20 protein-coding genes are annotated in these 12,947 nt (G+C 39.4%); all 20 read right to left on the bottom strand.

Annotated features, from left to right (window positions below; all coding sequences use genetic code 11):
- Nucleotides 1-14: 14 nt before the first annotated feature.
- Complete coding sequence (locus tag IGL42_RS00865; protein WP_002373841.1) at nt 15-812, bottom strand: energy-coupling factor transporter transmembrane component T family protein; 798 nt, start codon at nt 810-812, stop codon at nt 15-17.
- Complete coding sequence (locus tag IGL42_RS00860) at nt 809-1,678, bottom strand: energy-coupling factor ABC transporter ATP-binding protein (RefSeq protein ID WP_002381364.1); 870 nt, start codon at nt 1,676-1,678, stop codon at nt 809-811. The genes IGL42_RS00865 and IGL42_RS00860 overlap by 4 nt, the downstream gene beginning before the upstream one ends.
- Nucleotides 1,654-2,493 (bottom strand): energy-coupling factor ABC transporter ATP-binding protein, encoded by an 840-nt coding sequence (locus IGL42_RS00855; protein ID WP_002359354.1) that lies wholly within the window; start codon nt 2,491-2,493, stop codon nt 1,654-1,656. Before IGL42_RS00855 ends, IGL42_RS00860 begins: the two co-directional genes overlap by 25 nt.
- A 201-nt stretch (nt 2,494-2,694) precedes the next feature.
- Nucleotides 2,695-3,870 carry a M20 family metallopeptidase gene (locus IGL42_RS00850; RefSeq protein ID WP_010710979.1) on the bottom strand — a complete coding sequence of 392 codons (1,176 nt, stop codon included), beginning with the start codon at nt 3,868-3,870 and terminating at the stop codon, nt 2,695-2,697.
- Between the two features lie 15 nt (nt 3,871-3,885).
- Nucleotides 3,886-5,085 (bottom strand): hypothetical protein, encoded by a 1,200-nt coding sequence (locus IGL42_RS00845; RefSeq protein ID WP_010710978.1) that lies wholly within the window; start codon nt 5,083-5,085, stop codon nt 3,886-3,888.
- A 16-nt stretch (nt 5,086-5,101) separates the two neighbouring features.
- Nucleotides 5,102-5,314 (bottom strand): hypothetical protein, encoded by a 213-nt coding sequence (locus IGL42_RS00840; protein ID WP_002411018.1) that lies wholly within the window; start codon nt 5,312-5,314, stop codon nt 5,102-5,104.
- A 45-nt stretch (nt 5,315-5,359) separates the two neighbouring features.
- Entirely contained in the window at nt 5,360-5,743 is a 384-nt protein-coding gene (rplQ, locus tag IGL42_RS00835; RefSeq protein WP_002356228.1) for a 50S ribosomal protein L17, read from the bottom strand.
- Between the two features lie 73 nt (nt 5,744-5,816).
- Entirely contained in the window at nt 5,817-6,755 is a 939-nt protein-coding gene (locus IGL42_RS00830; RefSeq protein ID WP_002356227.1) for a DNA-directed RNA polymerase subunit alpha, read from the bottom strand.
- A gap of 80 nt (nt 6,756-6,835) precedes the next feature.
- Complete coding sequence (rpsK, locus tag IGL42_RS00825) at nt 6,836-7,225, bottom strand: 30S ribosomal protein S11 (protein WP_002356226.1); 390 nt, start codon at nt 7,223-7,225, stop codon at nt 6,836-6,838.
- A gap of 27 nt (nt 7,226-7,252) precedes the next feature.
- Nucleotides 7,253-7,618, bottom strand: coding sequence for a 30S ribosomal protein S13 (gene rpsM / locus IGL42_RS00820; RefSeq protein ID WP_002356225.1), 366 nt, complete (start codon nt 7,616-7,618; stop codon nt 7,253-7,255).
- Nucleotides 7,619-7,637: 19 nt separating this feature from the next.
- Complete coding sequence (rpmJ, locus tag IGL42_RS00815; protein ID WP_002288710.1) at nt 7,638-7,754, bottom strand: 50S ribosomal protein L36; 117 nt, start codon at nt 7,752-7,754, stop codon at nt 7,638-7,640.
- A 32-nt stretch (nt 7,755-7,786) separates the two neighbouring features.
- Nucleotides 7,787-8,005 (bottom strand): translation initiation factor IF-1, encoded by a 219-nt coding sequence (gene infA / locus IGL42_RS00810; protein WP_002356224.1) that lies wholly within the window; start codon nt 8,003-8,005, stop codon nt 7,787-7,789.
- 210 nt (nt 8,006-8,215) lie between these two features.
- Nucleotides 8,216-8,866 carry an adenylate kinase gene (locus tag IGL42_RS00805; RefSeq protein WP_002356223.1) on the bottom strand — a complete coding sequence of 217 codons (651 nt, stop codon included), beginning with the start codon at nt 8,864-8,866 and terminating at the stop codon, nt 8,216-8,218.
- Nucleotides 8,867-8,952: 86 nt separating this feature from the next.
- Nucleotides 8,953-10,251, bottom strand: coding sequence for a preprotein translocase subunit SecY (gene secY / locus IGL42_RS00800; RefSeq protein WP_002359350.1), 1,299 nt, complete (start codon nt 10,249-10,251; stop codon nt 8,953-8,955).
- The gene (gene rplO, locus IGL42_RS00795; RefSeq protein ID WP_002356221.1) at nt 10,252-10,692 is read right to left on the bottom strand and encodes a 50S ribosomal protein L15; all 441 of its coding nucleotides are present in this window, start codon (nt 10,690-10,692) and stop codon (nt 10,252-10,254) included.
- Between the two features lie 47 nt (nt 10,693-10,739).
- On the bottom strand, nt 10,740-10,919 hold the full coding sequence (gene rpmD, locus IGL42_RS00790; RefSeq protein WP_002356220.1) for a 50S ribosomal protein L30: 180 nt from the start codon (nt 10,917-10,919) through the stop codon (nt 10,740-10,742).
- A 14-nt stretch (nt 10,920-10,933) separates the two neighbouring features.
- Complete coding sequence (gene rpsE, locus IGL42_RS00785) at nt 10,934-11,434, bottom strand: 30S ribosomal protein S5 (RefSeq protein WP_002356219.1); 501 nt, start codon at nt 11,432-11,434, stop codon at nt 10,934-10,936.
- A 20-nt stretch (nt 11,435-11,454) separates the two neighbouring features.
- Nucleotides 11,455-11,811 (bottom strand): 50S ribosomal protein L18, encoded by a 357-nt coding sequence (rplR, locus tag IGL42_RS00780; RefSeq protein WP_002356218.1) that lies wholly within the window; start codon nt 11,809-11,811, stop codon nt 11,455-11,457.
- Between the two features lie 160 nt (nt 11,812-11,971).
- Entirely contained in the window at nt 11,972-12,508 is a 537-nt protein-coding gene (gene rplF / locus IGL42_RS00775; RefSeq protein ID WP_002356217.1) for a 50S ribosomal protein L6, read from the bottom strand.
- Between the two features lie 31 nt (nt 12,509-12,539).
- Nucleotides 12,540-12,938, bottom strand: coding sequence for a 30S ribosomal protein S8 (gene rpsH, locus IGL42_RS00770; protein WP_002356215.1), 399 nt, complete (start codon nt 12,936-12,938; stop codon nt 12,540-12,542).
- Nucleotides 12,939-12,947: the final 9 nt, after the last annotated feature.

Here is a 12,947-nt window from a genome sequence, read left to right as displayed (position 1 = left end):
TTTCTTCACCTTTTCTAAGTTCTTAATACAAATAAGCCAATGGTTAACAAGACAAAGCCAAACATTACTATTGTATCTCGTAGGTGCCAATGAAGAATGCGGTATTTTGTCCGTCCTTCGCCACCTTGATAACCTCTTGCTTCCATGGCAGTCGCTAAGTCTTCCGCACGATTAAAACTACTTACGAAAAGCGGAATCAAAAGTGGAACAATAGCTTTCATTTTTTGAAGTAAGTTTCCTTCGCCAAAATCAACACCACGGGCACGTTGGGCATTCATAATCTTTTCCGTTTCATCCATTAATGTTGGGACAAAACGTAAGGCAATTGATAACATCAATGAAACTTCATGAACTGGAAATTTCACCACACGAAGTGGGCGTAACAAATATTCAATCGCATCTGATAACTCTAATGGTGCCGTCGTTAAAGTTAATAACGTTGACATGAAAATAATTAAAACAAAACGACAGAAAATAAACAGCCCATTCGTCACACCAAACTGGGTAATGGAAATAATTCCCCACTGAAAGTACACTTCCCCCCCTTGTGTAAACAAGGTTTGAAGAGCCACAGTAAACAGAATTAGCCATAATAATGGCCGAACACCGCGGATAAAGAAGCGGGCGCTGATTTTTGATAATGAAATAGCAAAAGCAGTAAAAGCTGCTATTAAAACATAACTCTGCCAATTATTTGCTAAAAAGATAATTCCAATAAAATAAAAACTAGCTAATAATTTTGCGCGCGGATCTAAACGATGGATAAAAGAATCACCTGGAATATAGCGCCCAAAAATCAATTTATTCATCATTTTGCCTCACCTGCTTCCTGCATTTTTTTCAGAAGCTGATCGGCTAATTGATCGGCCGTTAATGGTAATTGCTCAAAAGAAAAGCCTTTTGCCACTAATTTTTCAGCAAATTCGGCTGCAGTTGGCACGCCTAATTGTTTTTCTTTCAGCCATTGTGTCTCTTGAAACACTTCTTGTGGTGCTCCCGCTCGGACGATTTGTCCTTTTTCTAAAACAATCACATGATCTGCGTAATTAGCCACGTCATCCATCAAATGTGTCACTAAAACGATGGTCATATTATGTTCCTTATGCAGACGACTAAACATCTCCATCATTTCTTTACGACCCTTAGGATCCAAACCAGCAGTCGGTTCGTCTAATACTAAGACTTCTGGTTCCATCGCTAGTACACCAGCAATTGCGACACGGCGCATTTGACCACCTGATAACTCAAACGGAGAGTGTTGTAAGTATTTTTCATCTAAGCCGACTAAATCAAGCATTTTCTTAGCTAATTTTTTCGCTTCTTCGTCTGAAACACCAAAGTTTTTCGGTCCGAAAGCGATGTCTCGCTCCACTGTTTCTTCAAACAATTGTGCTTCTGGAAATTGAAAAACGATCCCAACTTTTTTACGAATTGGTTTTAAATTCTTATTATCAGTTTCTGGCGTAATTACACGCTCTCCAATTGTCACTTGGCCTTTAGTTGGTTTCACCAAAGCATTCAAATGTTGTAATAACGTTGATTTGCCACTGCCAGTATGACCGACAATCGCTGTATAAGAGCCGTCTTGAATCGTTAAATTAATATCGAATAATGCCCGTTGCTCAAAAGGAGTATTGGGTTGGTAAGTAAAATCTACTTGTTTAAAACGGATGTCCATAACCAATCCACCATCCCTTCTTCTGTTAAATAATTCGTTGGCACAACAACGCCACGCTCTTTCAAAGCTACTTTTAATTTTTCAGGAAACGGTAAATCCAAGCCCATTTCAACAAGCGCTTCTCCTGCAGAAAAAATCTTTTCTGGTGTTCCCTCGTTTGTCAATTGTCCTTGGCGCATCACTAAAATACGATTCGCATTAGCCGCTTCATCAATATCGTGGGTAATAGAAATAACTGTTAAATTGCTTTCTTCTTTAATCTTTTGAATGGTAGCAATTACTTCTGCACGACCTTCTGGATCTAACATACTTGTCGCTTCGTCTAAAATAATAATATCTGGTCGCAAAGCAACCACACCAGCGATAGCTACTCGTTGTTTTTGGCCGCCAGATAGCCGAGCAGGTTCTCGCTTGGCAAAATCTAACATACGAACCCGTTCTAATGCATCGTGAACACGTTCGACCATTTCATCACGCGGAATACCTTGATTTTCTAAACCAAAAGCCACATCGTCTTCGACTGTTGAACCGACAAATTGGTTATCTGGATTCTGAAAAACCATTCCTACCATACGCCGGATATCCCAGACGTTTGCTTCATTTAATTCTTTGCCGCCAACTTTGATAGTCCCAGCAGCTGGCAGTAACAGACCATTGATCGTTTTGGCTAACGTTGATTTACCAGAACCATTATGGCCAATAATAGCGACCCATTCGCCTTGTTGAATGGAAAAAGACACATCTTTTAAAGCGGGAGAAGCATCTTCTGGTTGATAATTAAATTGGATATTATTTAGTTCAATGATTGGTTGCATCGCGTACTCCCTCAATCTATTTATTCTTTCTAACACTACCAAAAAAGTAGCGTTTTTTCAATCATCTGTTCTGATTCTTCACACTATTTTTTATTATACCAAAAGAACGGTCATTATGGGAGCTCTTATCTGTCTTGACAGGTCTATTTTTCATAAAAATAACTTCTTGTTCTCATAAAACAAGAAGTTACTGATTTTCTTTTAAAAATGTGTCTTCAAATATTCAAACGCATATTGGGCATATAACTCAGCACCCATTGCCATCGCATCTTCATCAATATTAAAACGACCATGGTGATGTGCCCATTCCGTATCTTTCTCTGGATTACCACTTCCCACTAAGGCAAAACAACCAGAAGCATGTTCAGTATAATAACTGAAGTCTTCACCACCGGTTGTCGGCTCTTCTTGTCTTAAGGCCGCTTCACCAAAATTTTCCTTAATTAGTGTTTGAGCAAACAAGGCATCTTGCTCATCATTAATCACTGGCAACGTTCCATATTGATAATCTAACGAAGCCGTCCCACCGTAAATAGCGGCTGTTTGTTCCGCATAGCGTTGCAGCGCCTGTTCTACTCGATTACGCGTTGCTACACTAAAGCAACGAACCGTTCCTTCTAAACGTGCATTCTCAGCAATCACATTAAAACGGGTCCCCACATCCATCCGTCCAATCGTGACAACTACTGGATCTAAAGGATCTGTCTCTCGAGAAACAATCGTTTGCAGACTCATCACGAAAGAAGAAGCTATGACTGCCGCATCAATACAAGCGTTTGGCATGGCACCATGGCCACCACGGCCTTTAAAATCAACAGAAAAAATATCTGCGGATGCGAAACTTGAGCCCACTCGACACGAAGCGGTTCCTACAGGCATTTGTGACCAGATATGTAAGCCAAATACATCATCAACACCGGTCATTGCGCCTTGCGCAACCATTGCTTTAGCACCTTGCGCATTTTCTTCAGATGGTTGAAAAATTAATCTTACTGTTCCCTGAAGTTCTTCCTGGATTTCTTTTAATACTTTAGCCGCTGTTACTAACATCGCGGTATGGGAATCATGCCCACATGCATGCATCTTGCCAGCTTCTAAAGATTTATAAGCTAAATCTTCATTTAATTCCTGTACAGGTAAGGCATCCATATCAGCCCGCAGCGCAACCACTCGGCCTGGTTTGCCGCCCACAATTTCAGCAATTAAACCCGTCGGTTCTGTTTTGCGATAAGTAATTCCTAATTGATCAAGAACTGCCGCGACTTTTTCTGTCGTTCGAAATTCTTCAAATTGTAATTCTGGATGTTGGTGTAAATCCCGTCGAAAAGCAATCATTTCTTGTGCATGCTGCTTGACTAGTGCTTTGATTTTTTTCATACTTACGCCCCGTTTCTACAAACTTAATAAAATACTTGAAAAAATACCCGCTAAAATAACCGAAACAATGGTGACTGTTACGAAACCTGCCACTAACATCGGTGGCATTAAATGGCTCGTTAAAGCCGCCTGTTCTTGTTCATCTTCTGTCAATGATTGAATCACTTCATTCGTAATAATATAATCGGCTGGAAAGCCATATAAAGCTGTCAACGAAACAGCGAATGCCATCTCTTTACTCACACCTAATACACGACCAACAATTGCTGAAAAGATGTACATCCCGATAACACCAATCACAATAATCCCAATCATTGGTAAAAATAAATCCATCAACATTTCAGGTGTGGCTTGTTTTAAGCCATCAAAGACAAAAAGCATTAACCCTAAAATCGCAAAACCAAAGCTATTTGCTTTCTGCAATGGTTGCTTTTCTAAAAAGCCTAAAGACGTTGCAATCACGCCAAAACATAAACACAGCACAAAAGGACTAATCGTCACAAACGGTGCCGTCCACACAGAAACATAATAAGCGAGTGTGGCAACTAAGGCTAGACGTAAAATTCGTGAATAATCTGTATGATATCGTTTGGGTACTTTTTCAAATAGTTTAGGCACATCTGGTTCTGCTCCTGTTTTTTGCCCCTCTTGTTCATGAACCGGCTGCCATGTCCCTGCTCGATATTCTTGAAGCTTCCGCTTTCCTTCTTTTTTTAGAACAATTGAAGTTAAGGGATAACCAGCAAACCCTTGAATGACATAAATTAAAATTGCCAAAACTGAAAGTGAGGCTAAACCAGCTGATTGAGCCGCTTCTGACATTACTAATGAAGAAACTAAACCTCCTACTAACGGCGGGATTGCAACTAAAACTGTTTTTAAGTCAAAAATAAAAGTCCCTACAGCTAATAACAAGGCAATAATGCCCAGAATACCTGACAAAGCAATCACAATCGTTTTCCATTGATTAACCAATTCTTTAACAGAGAGCAGAGTGCCCATATTAGTAATCAACAGATACATTAATAAAGTGGCAACCACTGTAGGAATCCCTGCCACTTCCACAATATTTTGTGGAAAAATAGTCCAATAACCAAGAATAAATAAAACACCACAAACAAAAACAGATGGAATCCAAGCTTTTGTTTTGATAGAAACTACATCACCAATGTATAAAATAACCATCAGCAACGAAAAAGCAAACATTTGCGACATATAATTCCCCCTTCTACTAACTCAGATGTTTAATTATCTGAAAATTCCAATTAATAACCAGTATAACAAACCGGAAAAGCTTCTGCAATGCTTTTAAGAAACAAAAAAGCTTTGAGAAAACAGCGTTTTCCCAAAGCAAAAAAAAATCACCTTTATATGATGAGTGCTCCCCTGCTAAAGCCATCTTTAGCAGGGAAAGCAGAGCTAGACTCGGAGTCGCCTCCAACATCATAACACTCTAAAAGAAACATCTATAAAGTGATCGGTTTATTAATTATTTAACAAATTCGATAACTACCATTGGTGCTGCATCGCCGCGTCTTGGTTCTGTCTTCAAGATACGAGTGTAACCACCTTGGCGTTCCGCGAAACGAGGTCCTAAATCGTTAAATAGCTTTTGTAAAGCTGATTCAACAACGATAGACTCATCTTCTTCACGAACACTAGCAACTTCATTACGAACGAAAGTAGCTGCTTGACGACGTGCATGAAGATCTCCACGTTTACCTAAAGTAATCATTTTTTCTACAGTTGAACGTACTTCTTTCGCACGAGCTTCAGTAGTTACGATGCGTTCGTTGATGATTAAATCAGTTGTAATATCACGTAGCATAGCTTTACGTTGGCTTGATGTGCGTCCTAATTTACGGTAACTCACGTTGGGTTCCCTCCTTCGTTTCTGTTCTCACGAGCCACTGCTGTTAAGCAGGACTGGAAACTTCGTAAAAGTCTTAATCGTCCTTACGTAATCCTAATCCTAGATCATGCAATTTAAGTTTTACTTCTTCAAGAGATTTACGACCTAAATTACGTACTTTGATCATTTCTGGTTCAGATTTGTTTGTAAGTTCTTGTACAGTATTAATGCCTGCACGTTTTAAACAGTTATATGAACGAACTGATAAATCAAGTTCTTCAATCGTCATTTCTAGCATTTTCTCTTTTTGAGTTTCTTCTTTTTCCACCATGATTTCAGCGTTTTTCGCTTCGTCAGTAAGGTTTACAAAGATATCTAAATGCTCAGTCATGATTTTCGCAGCTAAACTTAGTGCTTCTTGAGGAATGATTGAACCATCTGTCCATATTTCCATTGTTAATTTGTCGAAATCATCACGACGACCAACACGTGTATTTTCTACTTGGTAGTTAACACGACGAACGGGTGTGTAGATGGAATCAACTGGAAGTACACCGATTGGCATATCTTCTTTTTTGTTTTCGTCTGCTTGAACATAGCCACGACCAGGTTTCACTGTTAAGCGAGCATGGAAAGTAGCTCCTTCAGCAACACTACAGATAACTAAATCTTTATTTAGGATCTCAACATCACTGTCCACGATAATATCGCCGGCAGTCACGGTAGCGGGTCCTGTAATATCGATCTCAAGGGTTTTCTCTTCTTCAGCATATAATTTCAATGCTAAGCCTTTAATATTCAAAATAATTTGTGTTACGTCTTCTCGTACACCTGGAATGGTTGAGAATTCGTGTAAAACACCATCGATTTGAATATTCGTAATTGCAGCTCCTGGTAAAGAAGACAATAAAATACGACGTAGAGAGTTACCTAAAGTAGTTCCGTAACCGCGTTCTAATGGTTCAACGACGAACTTACCATAATCTCTATTTTCATCAATTTTTTCGATTCTTGGTTTTTCAAATTCAATCATTCTTATCTATACCCCTTTCAAAACGAAAAGTGTCTTGTTCAATGACGTTCCTAATTCAAACTCAGAATGAGTGGCGCTCATTAAACACGACGGCGTTTTGGAGGGCGGCATCCATTATGAGGAACTGGAGTCACGTCACGAATTGCAGTCACTTCTAAACCTGTTGCTTGTAATGAACGAATTGCTGCTTCACGTCCAGAACCAGGTCCTTTAACTGTTACGTCTACAGTTTTAAGTCCATGTTCCATTGCCACTTTAGTTGCGGCTTCTGCAGCCATTTGAGCGGCAAAAGGAGTTGATTTTTTGCTTCCTTTAAAGCCTAATGATCCTGCTGATGACCATGCTAATGCATTACCATGTGTATCAGTAATCATTACGATTGTATTGTTGAATGTAGAATGGATATGTGCTACACCTGATTCTATATTCTTTTTGACACGGCGTTTACGACTAACTTTTTTTGCTGCCATGAAGTTCTAACCTCCTTCACTTAGGAATTATTTTTTCTTGCCTGCTACTGTTTTAGTAGGGCCTTTACGAGTACGTGCATTATTTTTCGTGTTTTGTCCACGAGTTGGTAATCCACGACGGTGACGGATTCCACGGTATGAACCGATTTCCATCAAGCGTTTGATGTTTAAGTTCACTTCACGACGAAGATCCCCTTCAACTTTTAACTTATCAATTTCCGCACGAATCGCATCTGTTTGTTCGTTTGTTAAATCACGTACACGAACATCTTCAGATACGCCAACGTTTGCTAAAACTTTTTTAGCTGTAGTGTTACCAATACCATAAATGTAAGTAAGAGAAACTACTACACGTTTGTCACGAGGGATGTCTACTCCTGCAATACGAGCCATTATTCGTTACACCTCCTAATTATCCTTGACGTTGTTTATGTTTTGGATTTGCTGGGCAAATAACCATAACACGTCCTTTACGGCGAATTACTTTACAATGTTCACACATTGGTTTTACTGATGGTCTTACTTTCATGATAATACCTCCTGTGGTTTTACGGAGTACAATTATTTAAAGCGATAAGTAATACGGCCACGCGTTAAATCATACGGTGATAATTCAACTGTTACTTTGTCACCAGGTAAGATACGGATGTAGTGCATACGGATTTTACCTGAAACAGTAGCAAGAACTTGGTGTCCATTTTCTAGTTCGACTTTAAACATTGCATTCGGCAAAGTTTCGACGACTGTACCTTCGACTTCAATCATATCTTCTTTTGCCACGCACAGTACCTCCTTGTACTTGTTTCGCGTTTTCACACGATAAAACGGCGGAAACTCCAGCTCCCACCTAGAAATTCTCAACTAACTTCGTTATTCATTTTGATGTCACAAAACTGTAGAAGTCGGACTGATATATTCTACCATATTTAGTTATGTTTTGGCAAGAGAAACTGAATACAACAACAGGGTTAAACTGCGGGCAATTGGAAATTAGTTTTCGTCAATGATTTTTTTCACATCAGAAAAAACAGTATCGATTTCGCGATTGCCATCGATTGTATGCATCAAGCCTTGTTCTTTATAGAAAGCTAAGATTGGTGCGCTACTTTCAATGTTGACTGCCAAACGATTTTTAACCGTTTCGGGCTTATCATCTTCTCTTTGGTAGAATTCATGTCCGCCACAGCGATCACAAGTGCCTTCAACTTTTGGCGGGTTGAATAATTTATGATACGTTGCGCCACATGTGCGACAGATGAATCGTCCAGCTAAACGCTCGATTAATACATCTTCTTCTACATGGATGTCAATGACAGCATCAATTTTTTTGTTTAATTCTTTAAGCATTGTATCTAATGCTTTTGCTTGATCCAGTGTACGTGGGAAACCATCTAATAGGAATCCTTTGTCTGTGTCTGGTTCAGCAAGGCGTTCTTTAACAATTCCGTTTGTTACTTCGTCAGGAACCAGTTCACCTTTATCGATATAAGATTTCGCTTCTAGGCCCAAGGCAGTTTCATTTTTCATTGCTGCACGGAACATATCTCCAGTAGAAATATGTGGAATGCCATACGTATCAATGATTTTTTCTGCTTGGGTGCCTTTACCTGCTCCAGGTAATCCCATTAAAATGAGGTTCATATATTCTCCTCCTAATTTTAAAGACCGGCTTATGAAGCTAGCCATATGTGAGAATGGTGCTGAGGTAAAACCTCAACACTCGATTCTTACTTATTGATAAAGCCGACATATTGACGTTTCATCATTAATCCTTCTAATTGTTTCGTTGTTTCTAATGCAACCCCGATAACGATTAGTAAACTTGTTCCACCTAAACCGATTGATTGAGGTAAGTTCCAAACCATTTGCGCAATGATTGGAAGTAAAGCAACAAGTCCTAGGAAAATTGAGCCGACAACACTTAATCTCATTAACACGCCAGATACATATTCTTCTGTACCTTTACCTGGTCGCACGCTTGGAATGTAGCTTCCTTGTTTTTGTAAGTTTTCCGCTAATTTCTCAGGGTTTACTTGAACAAATGCATAGAAGAACGTAAACGCAACGATTAGGACAGTATAGATGATTGCCCCTGGAACTGTGTTATAACTGAAGATTTTTGTCATAATGTCATACCAATTTTCACCAGCGAATTTTGATGAGAAAGCTTGTAAAATGGCATTTGGTGTTGCAATTAACGAGCTGGCAAAGATAACTGGAATAACCCCAGCAGCATTTACTTTTAACGGTAAATAACTACTTGTTGGTGCACCAGAAACACGTTTTGTATATTGGATTGGAATCTTACGCTCTGCTTGTTGGAAGAACGTTACGACTGTAACAATCACCAAAATAGCAATAACTAAGATTGCAATGAAAATAACAGATTGCCAAATACGAGAAGACTCGATATTGACGAAGTAATCTTCATAGATTTCTTTGACTGCTCCTGGCAAACGAGAAATAATCCCGGCAAAGATAATCATTGAAACACCATTTCCGATTCCTTTTTCTGTAATTTGTTCACCCATCCAAGTCACAAACATCGTCCCAGCAGTTAAAATAACTGCAATCATCACAAAGGTACCTAAGGTTGGATTGTTTACAATCCCAGTTTGACTTAAGCTATTAAAACCAGCAGTGATCCCCATTGACTGAGCCACACCCAAGACAATCGTTAGATATCTTGTAGCTTGATTTAATTTCTTACGCCCAACTTCCCCTTGTTTTGACCATTCTACAAATCTAGGTACAATATCCATTTGCAATAGTTGAATAATAATAGAGGCTGTAATGTATGGCGAAACCCCCATCGAGAAGATAGAGAAGTTTTGCATGGCACTACCACTCACCATATTCAACATATTCAAAAAGGGTAAGCTACTTAAATCAGACAATCCCTTTGCATTCACCCCGGGCACAGTAATGTGCGCACCTAGGCGAAATACAAACAAGATTAAAACTGTAAATAAGATTTTTGATCTAATGTCTTTGACTTTAAAGGCGTTCTTTAATAGCTTGAACAATTAGATCACCTCGATTGAACCACCAGCAGCTTCGATAGCTTCTTGTGCTGATTTCGAGAATTTAGCTGCTTTCACAGTTAATTTTTTCGTTAACTCACCATCTGCAAGAACTTTGATTCCCGCTTTTTCGTTTTTAACGATTCCTGCTTCTTTTAGGACAACAGGAGTTACTTCTGTTCCATCTTCAAAACGGTTTAAAGTATCTAAGTTCACAACAGCGTAATCTTTACGATTAATGTTTGTAAACCCACGTTTTGGTAAACGACGGAATAATGGAGTTTGACCCCCTTCAAATCCTAAACGAACACCACCGCCTGAACGGGCTTTTTGCCCTTTTTGTCCACGGCCAGCTGTTTTACCATTACCAGATGAAGTACCACGTCCAACACGGTTACGTACTTGGCGTGAGCCCTCAGCAGGTTTTAATTCATGAAGTTTCATAGGTTTGGCACCTCCTTAAGCAATCTTCTATTACAAATCTATAAATCTTAAACTTCTTCTACGTCCACTAAATGTGAAATAGTGTTAACCATACCTTTGATTGCTTCATTGGCAGGTTTTGTAACAGTACTATTCACTTTACCTAAACCTAACGCTTTAACTGTAGCACGTTGGTTTTGAGGACGTCCGATAACACTGCGTTTTAAAGTAATTTTTAATTCAGCCATTATTTTTGTCCTCCTTAACCGATAATTTCTTCTACAGATTTACCGCGAAGTGCTGCCACTTCTTCGGCACGTTTTAATTGTTTTAGACCTTCAACAGTTGCGCGAACAACGTTAATAGGTGTGTTTGAACCTAGTGATTTAGATGTAATATCTGCTACACCAGCTAATTCCAATACGGCACGAACTGGTCCACCAGCAGCTACCCCAGAACCTTCTACTGCAGGTTTCATAAGGATACGGCCGCCACCGAATACGCCAATTACTTCGTGCGGGATAGTAGAACCAACCATAGGCACTTCAACTAAGTTTTTCTTCGCGTCTTCGATTGCTTTACGGATAGCTTCAGGTACTTCTTGTGCTTTACCAGTACCGAAACCAACGTGTCCGTTTTTGTCACCGACAACAACTAAAGCTGCGAAACGTAAACGACGTCCACCTTTAACAACTTTTGTTACACGGTTGATCGCTACAACGCGGTCTTCTAATTCCAAATGTTTTGGATCAATATAAACCATGAATGGTGTTCCTCCTTCTCCTAAAATTCTAGTCCATTTTCACGAGCAGCTTCAGCTAAAGCTTGCACGCGGCCATGGTAAAGGTATCCACCACGGTCGAAGACTACTTTTTTAATGCCTTTTTCAGCGGCACGTTCAGCAACTAGTTTACCAACAGCTGCAGCTGTTTCTGTTTTTGTTCCACCTGAAATTTCTTTATCCAAGGCAGAGGCACTTGCTAGCGTCACACCCGCTACGTCATCAATGACTTGCGCGTAGATGTTTTTGTTAGAACGGAAAATGTTCAAGCGTGGGCACTCAGCAGTACCAGAGATTTTGTTACGTACACGACGATGTCTCTTTTGACGTGTTTTGTTTTTATCTGGTTTTGTAATCACAATTTTCACCTCTTTGATTTAATGTTTACTACTAATATTTCAAGCAGTCAGCAGATTACGGAAAAGAGAAGCTGGCAGACAAGACAAAAGCATTTTATTGGAAAAATCCCATAAAATGACAGTTGCTTGTTGTTGACTTCTGTTTTCTACACAGCTGTTATTATTTACCAGTTTTACCTTCTTTACGGCGTACAAATTCACCAACATAGCGAATCCCTTTGCCTTTATAAGGTTCTGGAGGACGAACGCCACGGATGTTAGCAGCTAATTCACCAACAACTTCTTTGTTGATGCCTTTAACGATAACTTGTGTGTTCGCAGGTACTTCAAATGTTACGCCTTCTGGTGCTGTCATTTCGACAGGATGAGAATAACCAACGTTTAAAGTTAATTTGTTGCCTTGTACTTGGGCACGGTATCCGACCCCGATAAGTTCAAGTGCTTTTTGGAAACCTTCAGAAACACCAACAACCATGTTGTTGAAGTTTGCACGAGTTGTTCCGTGGATTGTTTTCATTTCTTTTGAATCGTTTGGACGAGTGAATGTCACTTCGTTTCCTTCGATGTTCATTTTGATATCAGAAGAAAATTCGCGTGTTAATTCACCTTTAGGTCCTTTAACTGTAATGTTGTTTCCGTCTTGCTTGATTTCAACACCAGCAGGAAGAACAACAACTTTATTACCAATACGGCTCACTTAGAGACACCTCCTTGTGTATTTTTTAGAATTACCATACGTAGGCGATTACTTCGCCGCCGATATTTTTCGCTCTAGCTTCTTTGTCAGTAATTACACCCTCTGATGTAGAGATGATTGCAATTCCTAGACCGTTTAATACTTTTGGTACTTCGTCAGCTTTTACGTATGCACGTAAACCTGGTTTAGAAATACGTTTTAAGTTTGTGATAACACGTTCTTCGTTTTTACCATATTTTAGGAAAACACGGATTACGCCTTGTTTGTCATCTTCGATGTATTCTACGTCGCGGATAAATCCTTCACGTTTCAGGATTTCTGCGATATCACGTTTGATTTTTGAAGCAGGTACTTCTAAAGTTTCATGTTTAACCATGTTCGCATTACGAATGCGAGTTAGAAAATCTGCAATTGGATCTGTCATGACCATTGAACTATT

This window comes from Enterococcus sp. DIV0712 (assembly GCF_050554855.1).
GTDB lineage: Bacteria > Bacillota > Bacilli > Lactobacillales > Enterococcaceae > Enterococcus > Enterococcus faecalis.
The sequence above is the reverse complement of the archived record's forward strand: the minus strand, read 5'-3'. Positions and strand labels throughout refer to the sequence as shown.